20 protein-coding genes are annotated in these 17736 nt (G+C 64.2%); 16 read left to right on the top strand and 4 right to left on the bottom strand.

Features of this window, described 5'->3' with window-relative positions:
• The first annotated feature begins 39 nt into the window (after positions 1-39).
• The 8 genes from sufC to AB7F41_RS07705 all read left to right on the top strand — a co-directional run bounded on the left by sufC (position 40) and on the right by AB7F41_RS07705 (position 8207).
• Entirely contained in the window at positions 40-792 is a 753-nt protein-coding gene (sufC, locus tag AB7F41_RS07740; protein WP_428381106.1) for a Fe-S cluster assembly ATPase SufC, read from the top strand.
• A 4-nt stretch (positions 793-796) separates the two neighbouring features.
• Positions 797-2089: a Fe-S cluster assembly protein SufD gene (gene sufD, locus AB7F41_RS07735; RefSeq protein WP_428380971.1), complete on the top strand. Its 1293-nt coding sequence runs from the start codon at positions 797-799 to the stop codon at positions 2087-2089.
• Complete coding sequence (locus tag AB7F41_RS07730; RefSeq protein ID WP_428380969.1) at positions 2086-3330, top strand: cysteine desulfurase; 1245 nt, start codon at positions 2086-2088, stop codon at positions 3328-3330. The genes sufD and AB7F41_RS07730 overlap by 4 nt, the downstream gene beginning before the upstream one ends.
• 16 nt (positions 3331-3346) lie before the next feature.
• Positions 3347-3724 carry an SUF system Fe-S cluster assembly protein gene (locus tag AB7F41_RS07725; RefSeq protein ID WP_428380967.1) on the top strand — a complete coding sequence of 126 codons (378 nt, stop codon included), beginning with the start codon at positions 3347-3349 and terminating at the stop codon, positions 3722-3724.
• A 26-nt stretch (positions 3725-3750) separates the two neighbouring features.
• Positions 3751-4143, top strand: coding sequence for a HesB/IscA family protein (locus tag AB7F41_RS07720; protein WP_428380965.1), 393 nt, complete (start codon positions 3751-3753; stop codon positions 4141-4143).
• 16 nt (positions 4144-4159) lie between these two features.
• The gene (locus tag AB7F41_RS07715; protein ID WP_428380963.1) at positions 4160-4570 is read left to right on the top strand and encodes a TfoX/Sxy family protein; all 411 of its coding nucleotides are present in this window, start codon (positions 4160-4162) and stop codon (positions 4568-4570) included.
• A 104-nt stretch (positions 4571-4674) separates the two neighbouring features.
• Positions 4675-7404, top strand: a complete 2730-nt coding sequence (gene gyrA, locus AB7F41_RS07710) for a DNA gyrase subunit A (RefSeq protein WP_428380960.1) — start codon at positions 4675-4677, stop codon at positions 7402-7404.
• A 29-nt stretch (positions 7405-7433) separates the two neighbouring features.
• The gene (locus tag AB7F41_RS07705; RefSeq protein WP_428380958.1) at positions 7434-8207 is read left to right on the top strand and encodes an SDR family oxidoreductase; all 774 of its coding nucleotides are present in this window, start codon (positions 7434-7436) and stop codon (positions 8205-8207) included.
• Positions 8208-8222: 15 nt separating this feature from the next.
• Here AB7F41_RS07705 and AB7F41_RS07700 read toward each other — a convergent pair whose 3' ends face one another.
• Positions 8223-8468 (bottom strand): hypothetical protein, encoded by a 246-nt coding sequence (locus AB7F41_RS07700; RefSeq protein WP_428380956.1) that lies wholly within the window; start codon positions 8466-8468, stop codon positions 8223-8225.
• Between the two features lie 62 nt (positions 8469-8530).
• Between AB7F41_RS07700 and AB7F41_RS07695 the strand changes: the two genes are divergently transcribed.
• The 4 genes from AB7F41_RS07695 to AB7F41_RS07680 all read left to right on the top strand — a co-directional run bounded on the left by AB7F41_RS07695 (position 8531) and on the right by AB7F41_RS07680 (position 12402).
• Positions 8531-9046, top strand: a complete 516-nt coding sequence (locus AB7F41_RS07695) for a DNA-deoxyinosine glycosylase (RefSeq protein ID WP_428380954.1) — start codon at positions 8531-8533, stop codon at positions 9044-9046.
• Positions 9047-9091: 45 nt separating this feature from the next.
• The gene (gene metG, locus AB7F41_RS07690; protein ID WP_428380952.1) at positions 9092-10651 is read left to right on the top strand and encodes a methionine--tRNA ligase; all 1560 of its coding nucleotides are present in this window, start codon (positions 9092-9094) and stop codon (positions 10649-10651) included.
• Between the two features lie 302 nt (positions 10652-10953).
• A complete protein-coding gene (locus tag AB7F41_RS07685) occupies positions 10954-11469 on the top strand; it encodes a hypothetical protein (RefSeq protein WP_428380950.1) in 516 nt (171 codons plus the stop codon).
• Between the two features lie 120 nt (positions 11470-11589).
• Positions 11590-12402 carry a class I SAM-dependent methyltransferase gene (locus tag AB7F41_RS07680; RefSeq protein WP_428380948.1) on the top strand — a complete coding sequence of 271 codons (813 nt, stop codon included), beginning with the start codon at positions 11590-11592 and terminating at the stop codon, positions 12400-12402.
• Between the two features lie 7 nt (positions 12403-12409).
• Here the strand turns inward: AB7F41_RS07680 and AB7F41_RS07675 are convergent, their stop codons facing one another.
• From AB7F41_RS07675 to AB7F41_RS07665, 3 genes are all read right to left on the bottom strand, one after another.
• A complete protein-coding gene (locus AB7F41_RS07675; RefSeq protein ID WP_428380946.1) occupies positions 12410-12778 on the bottom strand; it encodes a VOC family protein in 369 nt (122 codons plus the stop codon).
• A gap of 77 nt (positions 12779-12855) precedes the next feature.
• Entirely contained in the window at positions 12856-13992 is a 1137-nt protein-coding gene (locus tag AB7F41_RS07670) for a CapA family protein (RefSeq protein WP_428380944.1), read from the bottom strand.
• Entirely contained in the window at positions 13989-14255 is a 267-nt protein-coding gene (locus AB7F41_RS07665) for a hypothetical protein (protein WP_428380942.1), read from the bottom strand. Before AB7F41_RS07665 ends, AB7F41_RS07670 begins: the two co-directional genes overlap by 4 nt.
• Before the next feature lie 207 nt (positions 14256-14462).
• Here AB7F41_RS07665 and AB7F41_RS07660 point away from each other — a divergent pair, with 207 nt between their 5' ends.
• The 4 genes from AB7F41_RS07660 (at position 14463) to AB7F41_RS07645 (ending at position 17481) form a co-directional block, all read left to right on the top strand.
• Entirely contained in the window at positions 14463-15254 is a 792-nt protein-coding gene (locus AB7F41_RS07660) for a TatD family hydrolase (protein ID WP_428380940.1), read from the top strand.
• Complete coding sequence (locus AB7F41_RS07655) at positions 15251-16045, top strand: MBL fold metallo-hydrolase (RefSeq protein ID WP_428380938.1); 795 nt, start codon at positions 15251-15253, stop codon at positions 16043-16045. The genes AB7F41_RS07660 and AB7F41_RS07655 overlap by 4 nt, the downstream gene beginning before the upstream one ends.
• A 190-nt stretch (positions 16046-16235) precedes the next feature.
• A complete protein-coding gene (locus AB7F41_RS07650) occupies positions 16236-16583 on the top strand; it encodes a lysozyme inhibitor LprI family protein (protein WP_428380937.1) in 348 nt (115 codons plus the stop codon).
• A gap of 100 nt (positions 16584-16683) precedes the next feature.
• Positions 16684-17481: a hypothetical protein gene (locus AB7F41_RS07645; RefSeq protein ID WP_428380935.1), complete on the top strand. Its 798-nt coding sequence runs from the start codon at positions 16684-16686 to the stop codon at positions 17479-17481.
• Positions 17482-17736: the final 255 nt, after the last annotated feature.

Raw genomic sequence — 17736 nt, 5'->3', positions numbered from 1 at the left:
GCCGGCCATGACGCCAGAGATCGGGAAGAGTTTTTGATGATGCTCGAAATCAAGGACCTGCACGTCGCCGTCGGCGAGCGCGAAATTCTCAAAGGCCTTACGCTCTCAGTAAAGGCCGGCGAGGTCGCGGCGATCATGGGCCCGAACGGGGCCGGCAAATCGACTCTCTCCTACGTCCTCTCCGGCCGTGAAGGCTATGACGTCACCCAGGGCGAAGTGCGGCTCAACGGAGAGAACATTCTCGACCTCGATCCCGCGGAGCGCGCCGCCAAGGGCGTCTTTCTCGCATTCCAGTATCCGGTCGAAATTCCCGGCGTCGCCACCATGACCTTCCTCAAGGCGGCGCTCAACGCGCAGCGCCGCGCCCACGGCGAGCCGGAATTGCAGACGCCGGAGTTCATGAAGCGCGTCAAGGAGGCCGCGGCGGCGCTCGGCGTCGCGCAGGACATGCTGCGCCGGCCGCTCAACTCAGGATTTTCCGGCGGCGAGAAAAAGCGCATGGAAATCCTGCAGATGGCGCTTCTGCAGCCGCGTCTCGCCATTCTGGACGAGACCGATTCAGGGCTGGACATCGACGCGCTGCGCGTCGTCGCGGACGGCGTCAACGCGCTGCGGGCGCCCGACCGCGCCTTTGTCGTCATCACGCACTATCAACGCCTGCTCGACTATATCAGGCCGGACACCGTGCATGTGATGGCGCAGGGCCGCATCATGCGGTCGGGAGGCCCGGATCTTGCTCTGGAGCTCGAAGAGCGCGGCTATCAGGATTACATCGCGCAAGAGGCGGCATGAGGCGATGATCACACTGGCGAGCGAAGCGGAAGCGGCGCTGTCGTCTTTCTACGAAGAGATGCGCGACAAGGGCGCGTCGCGCCTGCGCGCGGCCGCTTGGGCGGCGTTCTCCGAGCTCGGCCTGCCGAACCGCCGCGTGGAGTCCTGGCACTACACGGACCTGAAATCGGCGATGAGCCGGCCGGCGCCGCTCGCCACCGCCTCGCATGGCGCATTGCAGCTGCCGCGCGCCCATGATTCTCTCCGATTTGTCACGCTCGACGGCGTGTTCCGGCCCGATCTCTCGGACATGGCGCGGCTCCCGGAGGGCGTCGCCATCCAGTCGCTCCGCGACGCGCTGGCGCAGGGCGCGGCGCATCTGATGTCGGCGCTCGCCAGCGCAGACATTGGCGCGCAGGATCCGATCCTGGCGCTCAACGCGGCGCTGATGCAGGACGGCGTCGTCGTCCAGATTGCGCCGGGCGTTCGGATCGACCGCGCGATCGAACTCGCGACGCTGGTCTCCGCCGACGCGCCGCAGTCGACCTACACGCGCGCGCTCGTCGTGCTCGGCGAAGGCGCTCACGCGACGTTGATCGAAACGATTGGCGATCTGTCGGGAGCGGCGGCGCAAGAGAATGGCGCGCTCGTGCTTCGATTGGCGCCGCATGCGCGCGTCGATCTCATGACGCATCTTTCCGGCGGCGTCGATCAATCGGTTCGCGTCGCGTCGCTGCTCGTCCATCTCGACGAGAACTCCGCCGTCAATTCCGTTGCGCTGGTCGAGGGCGAGGGGTTGAACCGCCGGCAGATCTTCGCCCGGCTCGACGGCGAGAACGCGCGCGCGGTCTTCAATGGAGCCGCACTGGGACGCGGACGACTGCACGCCGACACGACCCTCGTCGTCGATCATGTGAAGCCCTTTGGACAGAGTCGGGAATGTTTCCGTAATATTCTCGACGACCAGAGCGTCGGCGTGTTTCAAGGCAAAATCGTCGTGCGCCCGGACGCGCAGAAGACCGATGGCGTGATGCAGTCCAAGGCGGTGCTGCTCTCCGAACACGCGACGATGAACAACAAGCCGGAGCTCGAGATCTTCGCCGACGACGTGCAATGCGCTCACGGCGCGACATGCGGCAGGCTCGACAAGGACCAGCTGTTTTATCTCTGCGCGCGCGGACTGCCGCGCAGAGAGGCTGAAGCTCTGCTTATCGAGGGTTTCGCCAATGAGGCGATGGAAGCGCTCGAAGACGAGCAATTGAAGGCGTTTCTTTGCGAACGCGTCAGGGCATGGCTCTCTCGAAGGATCAGTCGATGAACGAAATTGCGCGCATTCAGACAGGCTACGACGTCGAAGCGGTTCGGGCGGACTTTCCGATCCTTTCGGAGCGTCCTTATGGAAAGCCGCTCGCCTATCTCGACAACGCCGCCTCGGCGCAAAAGCCGCGCGCCGTGCTCGACCGGTTGATGCATTTCCATGAGCATGAATACGCCAATGTGCATCGCGGCCTGCATTACCTCGCCAACGCCGCGACCGAGGCCTTCGAGGGCGCGCGCGAGACCGTCCGCCGCTTTCTCAACGCGGAATCCACCGAAGAGATTGTTTTCACGCGCGGCGCGACCGAAGCCTTGAATCTTGTCGCCGCCTCCTTCGGCCAGGCGCATATCCGCGAAGGCGACGAGATCATCCTGTCGATCATGGAGCATCACTCCAACATCGTCCCCTGGCATTTCCTTCGCGAGCGCAAGGGCGCGGTGCTGAAGTGGCTGGAGGTCGACAAGGACGGCCGCTTCGATCTCGAGGCGTTCGAAAAGCTCTTCTCGCCGCGCACCAAGATCGTCGCGCTCACGCATATGTCGAATGTGCTCGCCGCGCCGGTTCCAATCTCCGACGTCGCGCGCATCGCGCATGCGCACGGCGTTCCGCTGGTCGTCGACGGCTCGCAGGGCGCCGTGCATCTCGATGTCGACGTGCAGGCGCTCGACGCCGATTTTTACGTGCTGACCGGCCATAAGCTCTACGGCCCGACCGGGATCGGCGCTCTCTACGGCAAGCGCGAATGGCTCGAGGCGCTGCCGCCGTTCTGCGGCGGCGGCGAAATGATCGAAACGGTGACGCTCGATTCGGTCACCTATAACACCCCGCCGCATCGTTTCGAGGCGGGCACGCCGCCGATCGCGCAAGCGGTGGGGCTTGGCGCGGCGCTTGACTATATGGAGCGCATCGGCCGTGACGCGATCCGCGCGCATGAAGCGGGGCTGACCGCCTATGCGCATCAGAAACTGTCGCAGATCGAGGGGCTGAGAATCTATGGCCATGCGCCCGACAAGGGGCCGATCGTCGCCTTCGACATGGCGGAGGCGCATGCCCACGACATCGCCACGATCATCGATCGTTCGGGCATAGCGGTGCGCGCGGGAACGCATTGCGCCATGCCGCTCCTGTCCCGTTTCGGCGTCACCTCCACCTGCCGCGCGTCTTTCGCGCTATACAATACGCGCGAGGAGATCGACAGGCTGGCGGAAGCGCTGGAGAAGGCGCGCTCTCTTTTCGCCTGAGGAGAAATTCGTGTTCATGAACGATGCTCCCAACATCAGCGAAACCCAATCCGCGCCGGCGACGGACCGAACGTCTCGCGCCATTGAAACCGATCGTCTGACGAACGACATCGTCAAGGCGCTTAAATCCGTCTACGATCCGGAAATCCCGGCTGACATCTATGAGCTTGGCCTGATTTACCGGGTCGATATTTCGGACGAGGGGCTGGTCGAAATCGACATGACGCTCACGGCGCCGGGCTGTCCGGTGGCGGGCGAAATGCCGATGTGGGTCAAGAATGCGGTGAGCGCCGTGCCGGGCGTCAGCGACGTCAAGGTCAACATGGTGTTTGATCCGCCCTGGGATCAGAGCCGCATGTCGGATGAGGCGCGCGCCGCGCTCGATATGTGGTGAGCGGACGCGCTCGATAGGATCATGCAATGACGTCAATGCAGAAGATGAGCGTGATGAATGTCAGCCCCGCGGCGGCCGAGCGCGTGCGGGGGCTGCTGGCGTCCGCCTCGGCAGGGCAGGGACTGCGCGTCTCCGTGGAAAAAGGCGGCTGCGCCGGTATGTCCTACAAGATGGAGATCGCCGAGCCGAAAAAGGGCGACGAGGTGATTGACGTCGGCGATGGTCGGGTGATCGTCGACGCTGCGGCGGTCCTCTATCTCCTTGGCACGACGATGGACGTGAAAACGACGCAGTTCTCCTCGACCTTCGTCTTCGAAAACCCCAATCAGACGTCGGCCTGCGGCTGTGGCGAAAGCGTCGAGCTGACGCCGGCCGCCCCGGAAGAAATCGGCGCAGCGTCAGGGGCGGGGAGCTCCTGATTTCATCGAGGCGGCCATGGGCGGCGCTATGGATCGCGCGCGCATCGAGGAGCTGTTCGCGCCCTGCACCGCGGTCTCCGTCAAGCGCATGTTCGGCGGCCATGGCGTTTACGCCGACGGCCTTTTCTTCGCCATTGAAACAGGCGGCGAAATCTATCTGAAAGCCGATCAACATAGTGCGCCGCGATTTCAGGAGGCCGGCTCCAGGCCGTTCGTCTATGAGGGCAAAGACCGGCCGGTGACGATCTCTTATTGGAGCATTCCTGAGCCGGCGCTCGAGGATGGCGAGGAACTCGCCCGCTGGGTCGGACTGGCGGTTGACGCCGCGCTCCGGGCGGCCGCGAAAAAGCGAAAAACGGCCGTGGAGGCGCGCAAGACGGCGCAAGCCCGGCATTCGCCGCAAAAAGGACGCCGGACACAGCGATAACCAATTGAATTATTTAGTCATTCATAAGACGGCAGGGCTGGCGTCGGCCGTTCGAATCGCCTATAGACATCTGAACGCGACGCTACCCTTGAACTGGCGCTCATTTGGCCGACGACGACACCAAAAAAGACGATTCCGACAAACCGGGCTCTGACATCAGGCCGGTCTCCATCGCCGACGAGATGAAGCGCAGCTATCTCGATTACGCGATGAGCGTCATCGTCTCGCGCGCGCTGCCGGATGTGCGCGACGGCCTGAAGCCGGTGCATCGCCGCATTCTGTTCTCGATGCACGAGAACGGCCATACGCCGGACAAGGCCTATGTGAAGTCGGCGCGCATCGTCGGCGACGTGATGGGTAAATATCACCCGCACGGCGACGCCGCGATCTACGATGCGCTTGTGCGCATGGCGCAGCCCTTTTCGATGCGGCTGCAGCTCATCGACGGGCAGGGCAATTTCGGTTCGGTCGACAATGATCCGCCCGCGGCGATGCGCTACACCGAGTCCCGACTCGCAAAGCCCGCGCTGGCGCTGCTCGAAGATATCGACGAAGGCACCGTCGACTTCCAGTCCAACTACGACGGCAAGGAACACGAGCCGACGGTCCTTCCGGCCCGTTTTCCCAATCTGTTGGTCAATGGCGCCGGCGGCATCGCCGTCGGCATGGCGACGAACATCCCGCCGCATAATCTCGGAGAGGTGATCGACGCCTGCATCGCGCTCATCGATCGGCCCGATCTCAGCGTCGCCGAACTGATGGAGATCGTGCCGGGTCCGGACTTCCCGACCGCTGCGACGATCCTCGGGCGCGGCGGCATCCGCAATGCGTTCGCGACCGGCCGCGGCTCGATCATCATGCGCGCCAAGTCCGAGATCGAATCGCTGCGCAAGGATCGCGAAGCGATCATCTTCACCGAGATTCCTTATCAGGTGAACAAGGCGGCGCTGATCGAACGCATCGCCGATCTGGTGCGGGAGAAGAAGATCGAAGGCGTCGCCGATCTGCGCGACGAGTCCGATCGCGACGGCATGCGCATCGTCGTCGAGCTGAAACGCGAGGCCGTCGCCGACGTCGTGCTCAATCAGCTCTGGCGTCACACGGCGCTGCAGACGAGCTTCCCCGTCAATATGATCGCGCTGAACGGCGGTCGTCCCGAGCTGATGACGCTCTATGACGTGCTGCGCGCCTTCGTCGATTTTCGCGAGACGGTCGTCACCCGTCGCACCAAGTTTCGCCTGACCAAGGCGCGCGACAACGCCCATCTGCAAGTCGGCCTCGCGATCGCCGTCGCGAATATCGACGAGGTCATCCGCCTCATCCGCACTTCGCCCGACGCCGCGGCGGCGCGCGAAGCTCTGATGGTCTGCGACTGGCCGGCCAAGGACATGGCGCCGCTGGTCGAGCTGATCGCCGATCCGCGCCACAAGCTCAGCGACGACGGAACCATCCGCCTGTCGGAAGCGCAGGCGCGCGCCATCCTTGATCTGCGTCTGCAGCGGCTGACGGCGCTTGGCCGCGAAGAGATCTCCGAAGCGCTGAACAAGCTTGCCGCCGAGATCGCCGATTACCTCGATATTCTCCGCTCGCGCGAACGTCTGTTCGGCATCGTCAAGGACGAACTCCTGGCGGTGCGGGAAGCGCATGCGACGCCGCGACGCACGCAGATCATCGAGGCGGACGGCGAGGTCGAGGACGAGGACCTGATCGCGCGCGAAGACATGGTGGTCACCGTCTCGCACGCCGGCTACATCAAGCGCGTGCCGCTCTCGACCTACCGCGCGCAAAGGCGCGGCGGCAAAGGCCGTTCCGGCATGCAGACGAAGGAGCAGGATTTCGTCCACCGGCTCTTCGTCGCCAACACGCATACGCCGGTGCTGTTCTTTTCGTCTCTCGGCAAGGCCTATAAGGAAAAGGTCTGGCGATTGCCGCTCGCCGCGCCGCAGGCGCGCGGCAAGGCGCTCGTCAATCTGCTGCCGCTCGAGCAGAACGAGCGCATCACCACCATCATGCCGCTGCCCGAGGACGAGGAAAGCTGGGCGACGCTTGACGTCATTTTCGCGACGACGGGCGGCACCGTGAGGCGCAACAAACTGTCGGATTTCGTCGACGTGCGCCGCAATGGATTGATCGCGATGAAGCTCGACGAAGGCGAGGCCATCGTCGACGTGGCGACCGCCACCGAGCACAACGACATTCTGCTGACCACGCGCGACGGCCAGTGCATTCGCTTCGCCGTGCCGGAGGTCCGCGTCTTCCAGGGCCGCACCTCGATGGGCGTGCGCGGGGTGGCGCTGGGAGCCGGCGATCGCGTGATTTCGCTTTCGATTCTCAATCATTTCGACGCCGTCGGCGAAGAGCGCGCCGCCTATCTGAAACGCGCCAATGCGCTGCGCCGGCGCATGGGCGAGGACGTCTCGCCCGAGGCGGGAAGCGAGACCGAAGAGGCGACGACGGCCGTCGAATTGTCCGACACCCGCTTTTACGAGATGCAGGCGGCCGAGCAGATCATTCTGACCGTGTCGGAGAACGGTTACGGAAAGCGTACGAGCTCTTACGAATATCGTACGACCGGTCGCGGCGGCAAAGGCATCGTCGCCATGGCGGTGAACGCCAGGAACGGCAAGCTGACCGCGTCCTTCCCCGTCGGCCACGGCGATGAGATCATGCTGGTGACGGACGGCGGCCAGTTGATCCGCTGCTCCGTCGACGGCATCCGCATCGCCGGACGCGGCGCGCAGGGCGTCATCGTGTTCGACACGGCCGAAGACGAGCGCGTGGTTTCCGTCGAGCATATCGGCGACGTCGGCGAGGGCGAGGACGCCGAAGCCTGACCAGACGCTCGACCAAGGGGCTAGGCGCAATGAGCGAGGGCGACGACGACGCAGACGGCCCCGTGCTGGTGACCGGCGCGCCGCGGCGCATCGGCCTCGCCATCGCTGAGCGCTTCGCCCGCCAGGGCCGGCCGGTCGTGCTCCACGCCTCTCCCCGCTCCGCGGAGGAGGCGGAACTCGCGGCGCACGCCATCAGACAGCGCGGCGGACGCGCCGCGACGGCGGTCGCCGATCTGGCCGACGCCGAGTCAACGCAGCGCCTCATCCGGCTGGCCGGCGAGGCCTTCGGGCCGCTGCGGCTCCTCGTCAACAACGCCTCGATCTTCGAGATCGACTCGGCTGCGGATTTCTCGGTTGAGATTTACGAGCGGCAGATGCAGATCAATCTGCGCGCGCCGCTGTTGCTGTCGCGCGACTTCACCGCAGCGCTGCCGGCGGGCGTCGACGGCGCCATCGTCAACATCCTGGACCAGCGCGTTTGGCGCCTCACGCCGCGCTATTTTTCCTACACTTTGTCGAAATCGGCGCTTTGGGCGGCGACGCGCACCATGGCGCAGGCCTTCGCCCCGCGCATCCGCGTGAACGGCGTCGGACCGGGACCGGTGTTTCCGAATGCGGCGCTCGGCGAGCGCGAATTCGAGATGGAGGCGCGCGGCGTGCCGTTGCAGCGCGCCGCCGACATATCTGGCGTGGTGGACGCCGTCGTTTACCTCAGCCACGCAAAAAGCGTGACCGGGCAGATGATCGCCGTCGACAGCGGCCAGCATCTTGGCTGGCGCACGCCGGATGTGGGGCCGGAATAGGCGGGGGGTCGTCGCTCAGTCGGCGCTCGGCAGGCGGCGGATCGTGAATTCGATGCGCCCGTCGTCCAGCTCCCGCCAGAACTCGATCTCGGTCATATAGGCGGCTTTGGGGTAACGCTCGAACCAATCGCGCGCCTTGGCCCGCGCCGCGCCGCGCTCCAGGGTGAAGGTTTCGCGCCGCCAGCCGCTCGCCGCCCGCGCGCTCCGCTTATCGGCGAAGCGCCGCGCAAAATCCTTCGGCGCCCTTTTGGATACGCTCATACTCGTGCTCCGAGCGACCAATTTAGCGCACGGCGCGCGGGAAGGGGAGTCGCAGGTCGGCTATGACTTATTCGTCCGGGTTTCCCGCTGCGGCGTCGCCTGACGCAAAGCTCCTGATTCTTGGTTCGCTTCCAGGTCGACGTTCTCTGGAAGTCCAGCAGTATTACGCGCAGCCTCGCAACGCCTTCTGGCCGATGATGGGCCATCTGTTCGGTTTCGATCCGAGCATTTGCTATGCCGATCGTCTCCGCAGCTTGAATTCGCGCGGCGTGGCCCTCTGGGATGTTTGCGCGAGCGCGCATCGCGTCGGCAGCCTCGACCAGCGGATCGCGCCGTCTTCCGTGTGCTTGAACGATTTCGAACTCTTTTTCGAGACGCATCCGAAGATCGCGTTGATCTGCTTCAACGGCGCAAAAGCCGCCAGTCTGTACCAACGCCAAGTTCTGCCCACCCTGTCTGACCGCGCCGCGGCGATCGCCTCACAACGACTGCCCTCGACGAGCCCGGCGCATGCATCGCTGACAATCGCCCAAAAGCAGGAAAAATGGCGGTCTGCGCTTGCCTCTTATCTCGATTGACGTGGACCGCTTCCCCGCGCCAGCAAACCGCGCTAGACCCAACTCATGTCTGAGCGCCCCCCTTATATGATCACGACGGCCATTCCCTATGCGAATGGCGCGCCGCACATCGGCCACGCCTATGAGCGCATCGCCACCGACGCCTTCGCGCGATGGCAGCGGCTTGACGGCTATGACGTGCTGTTTGTCACCGGCATGGACGAGCACGGGCAGAAGATGCAGCGCACGGCCGAGAAGGAAGGGCTGACGCCCTGGGCGCTCGCCGACCGCACCGCCGGGCAGTTCGCGCGGATGGGCGAGGCGCTGAACGCCCGCGCCGACGACATCGTGCGCACGACTCAGGAGCGCCACAAGCAGACGGTGCTCGAAATCTGGCGGCGCATGGAGGCGAACGGCGATCTCTACCTCTCCAAATACGCCGGCTGGTATTCGGTGCGCGACGAGGCCTATTACGACGCGGACGAACTCACCGAACGCGACGGCAAGAAATTCGCGCCGACGGGCACCCCGGTCGAATGGGTGGAGGAGGAGAGCTGGTTCTTCAAACTGTCGGCCTATGCGGAGAAACTGCTCGCCCATTACGCGGCGCATCCGGAGTTCATCACGCCGGAGCACTACCGAAACGAGATCGTCGCCTTCGTGAAGCGGGGGCTGACCGACCTCTCGGTTTCGCGGACCACCTTCGACTGGGGGATCGAGATCCCGCCCAGCGCCGACACGACCGCCAAACATGTGATGTATGTCTGGGTCGATGCGCTTACGAATTACATAACAGCTACGGGATATCTTACGGAAGACATAAACAAGGCGCGGTTCTGGCCCGCCGACGCTCATGTCATCGGCAAGGACATCACCCGCTTCCATGCGATCTACTGGCCGGCGTTTCTCCTGTCCGCGGGCGCGCCTTTGCCCAAGCAGGTGGTGGTGCACGGCTTTCTGTTCTCCAAGGGCGAGAAAATGTCGAAGTCGGTCGGCAATGTCGTCGATCCGATCGAACTCGCCGAACGCTACGGCGTCGACCAGCTGCGCTATTTCTTTCTGCGCGAGATTCCCTTCGGCCAGGACGGCAACTATTCGCATGAGGCGATCGTCAATCGCATCAACGCCGATCTCGCCAACGACCTCGGCAATCTTGCGCAGCGGTCGCTGTCGATGATCGCCAAGAATTGTATGGGCGCCGTACCTCGTAAACATGAGCTGACGGACGCCGACAGGGACATTCTCGCGCAGGCGGCCGAGGCCCTCGCCAAGGCGCGCGCCGCCATGGCGGATTATGCGCCGCATCACGCGCTGGCGGAAATTTTCCGGGTCGTCGCCGAAGCCAACCGCTATTTCGCGGCAGAGGAGCCGTGGGCGAAGAAGAAGACGGATCCGGCGCGCATGGAGACCGTTCTCTATGTTACGGCCGAAACGCTGCGCCGCCTCGCCATCCCGCTGCAGCCGTTCATGCCCGAGTCGGCAGGGAAGCTTCTCGATCTCCTGGACGTCGGCCCCGACGAGCGCGACTTCGCGCACGCCGGCGAGGCGAACGCCCTGCAGCAAGGCGCGCCGCTGCCGCCGCCTGCGCCGGTATTCCCGCGGTTTATAGAGGAGGACGCCGGATAGCGGGCTCCGCCCCCCGCGCAACGCCGCCGGCCTGACCCTTGAATCGCCGGAAAGCGTGCGAGCGCCCGCCACGCAGTCACCACAATCACCCGTTTCAAATGCCGCGCGACGCGGCGCGACGAAGTGGCGTTGGACTGCACGCTTGTCGGCTAAAGCTCAGGCGTGCATATATGCCGCCCCGGGCTCCTTCTGAAGGAACCGCGCATTGCGCCGCTCGACCGCGTTTGCGCAGCCGCACCGGCTTCGTTGTCTCGTAATCAAAACGTCTCAAAACGGCTCTTTCTCACAGAGGAAATCATGAAATGGCGCGTGGCATTTCAACGATCCTGACGGCGCTCATCTCCGGCGCGATCGGTTTTGGAATTGGCATATACGCGGCGCCCACCGAAGGCGTCGCCAACCTGAAGGCCGCGATCGAGGGCAAGTTCAAGCCCGCGGCTCCGGAAGAGGAGACCGCGCCGGAACAGGCCGCTCCGGAAGAGGCCGCGCCGAGCGAAGCGACGGCGCCGCCAGCCGAAACGGAGGCGCCCGCGCAGCCTGACGCCTCGGCTGCGCCGGAGCCCGAGACGCCTCCGGCCGACCAGCCGCCGGCCGTCGTCGAAACGCCTGCGCCGGAGCCCGCGCCTGAAGCCGCTCCCGCGCCCATGGAAACAGAAGCGGCGCCGCCGCCTCCGCCGCAGGAGGAAGTTGCGCCCGCGCCCGAGGCGGCGCCGGAACCGCCCCCGCAGCCGGTCAAGCCGAAGCCGAAGAAAAAGTCTAAGCCGAAGCCGAAGCCCGCAGCTCCCGCCGAGGAGCCTGCCGATCAGCCTGCGCAGTAACGCGCACGCCAAGGTCTATGGCGCGTCGACGGCCCCTGATTCGCTCGCTCGAGCGGGGAGGGGCCGTGCGGCGCGCCAAGCCGTTCCAATCCCGAGGACATTCCGATCCCGAGCTATGCGTTGAGCAGCGAAACGGCGCGCTTCATCGGCGACATACCGAAATATTATGACCAGGGCCTCGGCCCGGTGATCTTCGAGGATTACGCAGTCGATATCGCCGGTCGGACCGCCGCGCGCCGACCCGCCGACGTGCTCGAAACCGCCGCCGGCACCGGAATCGTCACGCGCAGGCTGCGTGACGCGCTCGGCCCGCAGTCGCGCCTGACCGCGACCGATCTCAATGAACCTATGCTCGACGTGGCGAAGGCGAAATTCGACGCCAAAGAGCAGGTGACGTTCCGCGCAGCCGACGCGACCGCGCTGCCCTTCGCCGATGGCGCTTTCGACGCGATCGTCAATCAGTTTGGGCTGATGTTCTTTCCAGATAAGGACCGCGCCCATCGCGAGGCGCGACGCGCGCTGCGGCCGGGCGGCCGCTATCTGTTCAGCGTCTGGGACGACGCGCGCTACAATCCGTTCGCCCGTCTGGGGCTCGAAGTGGTCGACCGCTTCTTTCCCCAGGATCCGCCAAAGTTTTTGAAAGCGCCCTTCTCCTGCGCGGAGATCGATCCGATCAAGGAGTCGCTGATCGGCGCCGGCTTCACGGACATCACCGTTTCCATTCAGGCGCGCGTCAAGGATGTGGCCGACCCAGTCGCTTTCGCGCGCGGTTTGGTTCTCGGCAGCCCGCTGTTTGAACAGATCCGCGAGCGCGGCGGCGTCTCGCCGGAGACGCTGGTCGAAGCGCTGGCCGGAAGGCTCACGCAGGAGCTTGGCGCGAATCCCATGCGGATGCCGATGCAGGCGATTCTCTATGAGGCCAGGGCGGCGTAGGGCCGGCCTATTGTGGCGCGGTCATCAGCTCCAGCACATGGCCGTCCGGGCTTTTGAAATAGACGCCGCGGCCGCCATTCCAGTCATTGAGCCGCCCGTCGGTGAACCGGCCCGGCGCGCTGCCAAAGGCGACGCCTTCGTCTTTCACGCGCCCGAAGATGTCGTCAAACTCTTCGTCGCCGACGTGGAACGCATAATGGTTCGATCCGAACGCCTCATCATTGTCGAACAGCAGGGTGAGCGCGCTGTTGATCTTCACCGGCGCGAAATGGCCCTTGGGGCCGTCGTAGCGCAAGCCGAAGATCCGTGCGAACCAGCGCGCCGCGGCCTCCTTGTCGCGCGCCGGCACAATGGTGTGATTGAGGTTGATGGCCATCGATCGAACTCCGCCACTTCTGCAGACGTCTTTCAGATGGGGAGCGCCGGCGTTCGCGTCACGAGCGTCGCGGCGCCTCATGCGCGACGGGCCCATGTGGCGGACAGCATCCCGTCCGGCTGGCGCTGTATGCGCGCCCCGAAGGGCGCGCTTTCGCGATCAAGCCTCTGCGCCAGCCATTCCGCGTCAGCGCTCGACGCGAACTCAAGGCGCAAGCGCCGCAGATGCAGCGGGATCAATTGAAGCCGCAGGAGATCGCCGCTCGCCGCGTCGACATCTGCGAAATACATCAGCGAGAGATCGCCGCGATAGCTCTCGAAGCCGCTGATGCCCTCGTAATCGTTGAGAAAGTCGCCGCAACCATAGAGGACCAATCGGTCGCGATGGACTTCGAATCCCTTCGGATGATGCGACGAATGGCCGTGAATGATCGAAGCGCCGGCGTCTTCGATCAGCCGATGCGCGAATTGTCTTTGGGCGTTCGAAACGCGATAGCCCCAGTTCGATCCCCAATGGATGGAAACCACGAGAATATCCCCGGGCCGCGTGGCGTTTCTCGCAAGATCGCAGGCGATGGCGGCGCTCGCCAGGGAAAGGTCGGGCAGAAGGTTGACGCCGGGCGAAGCGCGCGTCGCCGCCCAATCGAAGGGCGTCCCGCTGTCGGGCAGGGCGAAGGACAGCACAACGACCCGGCCCTTGCCCGGAATCTCCAAAACCGCCGGCCGCTGCGCGTCTTCGATCGTGCGCCCTGCGCCGGCGACGGCGACGCCAAGCCGCTCGAGCGTGTCGAGCGTTTCGACCAGCCCCGATGGGCCCCAATCGAGAACATGATTGTTGGCGAGCGCGCAGCAATCGATTCCGAAGGCGCGCAGACATTCCGCATTTTGCGGACTGACGCGATAGTTGATCGCCTTGTGTTCGGCCGTCTCGCTGCGCGTCACGCTCGTTTCGAGATTGACGATGCGCAGGTCCGGCGCATAGGCCCGAAGCGCGGCGCACGCGTCGCCCCAGATATAGGACGGATCGACCGCCCGCGGGATCGGCCCCGACGCCGCTTCGGCTAGCCGAACATAGTCTTCCGCCGACGCGACATATTCCTCATAGAGCTTCGACGGGCAGGGCCAGGGAAGGATCTGATCCACACCGCGGCCGATCATCACGTCGCCGCACAGGAAGAGCCTGACGGCATGCGCGCCGTCGCCGGCGACGCTCATATCGTGGGTGGAAGGTTCTCTTCGTCGTCGCCGGAGAGAAGCGAGACGATTTCCCCGGCGACATCCTTGAGCGGCGCGCCGGCGCCGAAGACGTCCCGATCGCCGGACATCCACATCGCCGCCTCCTCGACGTCAACGATCGTCGGCCGCAGCTCCATGATCGCGGACAGCGTCGCGTCGTCGATGTCGCCAAACACGTCCGTCACATCCTTGATCGTCGCCAATGGACGCCCGTCGCCGTCCTGCGCGAAAGTCTGCGTCACTGAATTTCTCCTTGGAGAAGAACGCTTTGCATGGCCTTAAAGCATATAGAGCCGCGCGCCTGCGCCGCGAAGGCGCGCGCCGCAAATATTTGTATTTTCCGCCGGCCGAGCCATATTGCGGCTTTGGCCAAGCGCGCCATCCAAGCTGCGGAACGGTAGAAACGACTGCGTCCGAGCCATGATGCGGCTACTTCCTGACCGAGTCCGATGCTGATCGACACCCATTGTCACCTGGATTTCCCCGATTTCGCGCCCGAGCTCCCGGAGACGATCGCCCGCGCCAAAGCGCGCGGCGTCGGCCGGATGATTACGATCTCCACGCATCTGTCGCGCTTCGATCAGGTGAAGGCGGTTGCGGAAGCCTATCCGGACGTCTTCTGCACCGTGGGGACGCATCCGCACCATTCGCATCAAGAAGAGGAGCCGACGGTCGAGGCGATCATGGCGCTGTCAAAGCATCCGAAATGCGTCGGATTGGGCGAGGCGGGTCTCGACTATCATTATGATTACGCGCCGCGCGAACTGGCGCAGCGCATTTTCCGGATTCACATCCAGGCCGCGCGCGAGACCGGACTGCCGCTCGTCATTCATACGCGCGACGCCGACGACGACTGCGCCGCAATTCTGAAGGACGAAATGGGGAAGGGGGCTTTTCCCGCCCTGCTCCATTGCTTCACGAGCGGCCGGGCGCTCGCCGAAACGGCGCTCGAGCTTGGTCTCTATATTTCCTTTTCCGGCGTCGTGACGTTCAAGAATGCGGACTATCTGCGCGAGATCGCCCGCGACGTGCCGCTGGAGCGGATGCTGGTCGAAACCGACGCGCCCTTCCTTGCGCCGACGCCCCATCGCGGCAAGCGCAACGAGCCGGCCTTCGTCGTCGACACCGCGCGCACGCTCGCCGAGATCAAGGGCGTCAGCGCCGCCGAACTCTCGGTCGCCACAACCGAAAATGCGTTGCGGCTCTTTTCCAAAATGCCGCCTCTGGACGCAGCCGCGTGAGCCTCAGGATCAGGATTCTCGGTTGCGGCTCGTCCGGCGGCGTGCCGCGGGTCGGGCAGGGTTGGGGCAAGTGCAACCCTGACAATCCGAAGAACCGGCGTCGTCGTTGCTCGATCCTCGTCGCGCGCGGTCCGACCGAAGCGGCGACGCAAGTGCTCGTGGACACCGGTCCCGATCTGCGCGAACAGCTGATCGACGCCGACGTCAAGCGGCTCGACGCCATCTTCTACACCCATCCGCACGCCGACCATACGCATGGCGTCGACGACGTCCGCGGCCTGGTCATACTGAGCGGACGCCGCATACCGGCCTATATGGACGAGCCGACCTCGCGGTCCTTCGCCCGAAAATTCGACTATATTTTCAAGACGCCGCCGGGGAGCTTTTATCCGCCGCTGATGACCGAGCATCGGCTGCATCTCGGGCGCGCCGTGACCGTCGACGGGCCTGGCGGCGCGATCGTCGGCACGCCGTTCCGTCTGGACCATGGCGACATGGACGCGCTCGGCTTCCGTTTCGACAATGTGGCCTACACGCCGGACCTTCACGCGATCCCGCCGGAGAGCGCGCAGTATCTCGAAGGGCTCGATCTCTGGATCATCGACGCGCTGCGCTATCAGCGCCACGGCACGCATCTGTCCGTCGAACAGGCGCTCGAATTCATCGCGCAATTCAGGCCAAAACGCGCCGTGCTGACCGATCTGCACGTCGACCTGGACTACGACGCGCTCGCCGAAAGGCTTCCGCAAGACGTGACGCCGGCCTTTGACGGCATGACGATCGACGTCTGACGCCGCGCCCGTCTCCAAAAACGACTTCTTTAAGTTCCATAATATGGATTATGCGAATCATCGCTGTCGAGCCCCCATTGGAAAGGTCGCGGCTCTCCCCGTTGACGCTTTGAGCCGCCGCCGATATCCCACGAAGGGAAATTGTATCAACCGGGGAATAGCTAGCGGGCCCTGCACAAGGATTCTTTTCTTGAAGTCTCATTTTTCGAGCGCATCGCTTGCAATAGCGGCGCTGCTCCCTTCGGCCCTGCCATCGCAAGCCATGGACTGCGCCAAGGCGGCGTCGCTGGTCGAAACGACGATCTGCGCCGATGCGCAGCTCAAATGGCAGGACGACGCCATCTCCCGCAACTACTTTGCCGCTTTGAAATCCTCGCGCACTATAGGAGACAAGGCTTCGCACGACCTGATGCAGGCGGAGCAGCGGAGGTGGCTGTCCAGAAGGGAGGCTTGCGGCCTGCTAGCAAGCCGGGGGACTGACCGACTGCGTCGAGAAGGAGACGCGAGCCCGGCTTTCGGCATTGCCGACGGAGTTTGACGCGCCGGAAGAGGTTCCACGTGTCGGCCTCAAACTCGGAAGCGAGATACTGACCTGGGGGACGGAAGACGGACGGCGCACACTTACCCACCGAGGACGAGTGGTGATAGAAGAGCGTTACATCGCTCGCGTTTATCCCCCTTTTATGGTCAACGATCGCTGGAAGAGCGGCGAGACTGACGCCGTATTGATCCAAGAAGGTGGGGTCGCGTCCAGTGATTGCGCCTTCTTCGCCATTGTGGAGAGCAGAAGGCCTGGCGTGGTGACACGCCACGAGCTCGGGGAGGAGTGCGTCGGGACGCTAGATTCTCTGCCGATACGCGATGCGGACGGCTTTGCTTTCATCTCACCCGCGACCCCGCTCGGCGAAGGAACGATTCGCCGGTGGCGCGCCAATACGGGGCAAATTGTTGAGAGCAGCACTCAGTTTCGACCCGAGCCCGGCTCGACGATGAAGAGCCTCGCCACAGGCCAAAAACCGGAAATCATCGAGCCGCTGCGAAACGCCGAGTTTTTCTCAGCCGTCTCGCGCCTGAGCGCGCAGAACAAAATGCCGGTGATTGAAGCTTTATGGGATATCACGAACGGCTGCGGTGGCTGCAACCTCGAGCATCCGGAACTCTACGGCGTGGCGATTGATCAGAAGACGATCGCCTATTCCGGGTGCAGCTGGTTCTGGCGTGGAGGCCATTTTTTCTGCGGGCGAACCGACGCCCTAGCCGTATGGGATCGTGTGGGCGGCGGCTTCTACTTCGCGATGGACGAACATCGTGACGACGGTCGTCACGGCGACAAAACGCGGGTCGAGCCGCCGCTCGCCTCGTGGCCTGCGCCGGCTCACGCCCGCTACGAGAACTGGCGCAGGGGCGAGAGCTGGACGGCGGATGCGGCGCATTGAGGCTATACTGACAAACCTGCTTAATCTAAGGTGCTGCAAACGCTATCATTCCTGCCTATGCCGTAAAATTTCCGCGCCAGTCAAACCATGGCGACTCTTTGGATTTTTGGAACGGCCCAAGGAATTCACTGGCCTTCAGGGCCCAAGTTCTGGTAAAAGGCTCGCTGCGCGGGACTATATGGCATTCACGAGGCACATCATCGTCGTTTCCGAACGGGCGCGTTGTCGCGACGCGCGAACGGAAACGCCTGGGCG

Origin of the sequence: Methylocystis sp. (assembly GCF_050251305.1) — a bacterium.
Classification (GTDB): Bacteria; Pseudomonadota; Alphaproteobacteria; order Rhizobiales; family Beijerinckiaceae; genus Methylocystis.
Note: the sequence above shows the minus strand (reverse complement) of the source record. Positions and strands in the feature narration are given on the sequence as shown.

Bases quoted from the DNA above. Each gene is read 5' to 3' on its own strand.
- sufC (WP_428381106.1), top strand. From the start codon at position 40: ATGCTCGAAATCAAGGACCTGCACGTCGCCGTCGGCGAGCGCGAAATT.
- sufD (WP_428380971.1), top strand. From the start codon at position 797: ATGATCACACTGGCGAGCGAAGCGGAAGCGGCGCTGTCGTCTTTCTAC.
- AB7F41_RS07730 (WP_428380969.1), top strand. From the start codon at position 2,086: ATGAACGAAATTGCGCGCATTCAGACAGGCTACGACGTCGAAGCGGTT.
- AB7F41_RS07725 (WP_428380967.1), top strand. From the start codon at position 3,347: ATGAACGATGCTCCCAACATCAGCGAAACCCAATCCGCGCCGGCGACG.
- AB7F41_RS07720 (WP_428380965.1), top strand. From the start codon at position 3,751: ATGACGTCAATGCAGAAGATGAGCGTGATGAATGTCAGCCCCGCGGCG.
- AB7F41_RS07715 (WP_428380963.1), top strand. From the start codon at position 4,160: ATGGGCGGCGCTATGGATCGCGCGCGCATCGAGGAGCTGTTCGCGCCC.
- AB7F41_RS07705 (WP_428380958.1), top strand. From the start codon at position 7,434: ATGAGCGAGGGCGACGACGACGCAGACGGCCCCGTGCTGGTGACCGGC.
- AB7F41_RS07700 (WP_428380956.1), bottom strand. From the start codon at position 8,468: ATGAGCGTATCCAAAAGGGCGCCGAAGGATTTTGCGCGGCGCTTCGCC.
- AB7F41_RS07695 (WP_428380954.1), top strand. From the start codon at position 8,531: ATGACTTATTCGTCCGGGTTTCCCGCTGCGGCGTCGCCTGACGCAAAG.
- metG (WP_428380952.1), top strand. From the start codon at position 9,092: ATGTCTGAGCGCCCCCCTTATATGATCACGACGGCCATTCCCTATGCG.
- AB7F41_RS07685 (WP_428380950.1), top strand. From the start codon at position 10,954: ATGGCGCGTGGCATTTCAACGATCCTGACGGCGCTCATCTCCGGCGCG.
- AB7F41_RS07675 (WP_428380946.1), bottom strand. From the start codon at position 12,778: ATGGCCATCAACCTCAATCACACCATTGTGCCGGCGCGCGACAAGGAG.
- AB7F41_RS07670 (WP_428380944.1), bottom strand. From the start codon at position 13,992: ATGAGCGTCGCCGGCGACGGCGCGCATGCCGTCAGGCTCTTCCTGTGC.
- AB7F41_RS07660 (WP_428380940.1), top strand. From the start codon at position 14,463: ATGCTGATCGACACCCATTGTCACCTGGATTTCCCCGATTTCGCGCCC.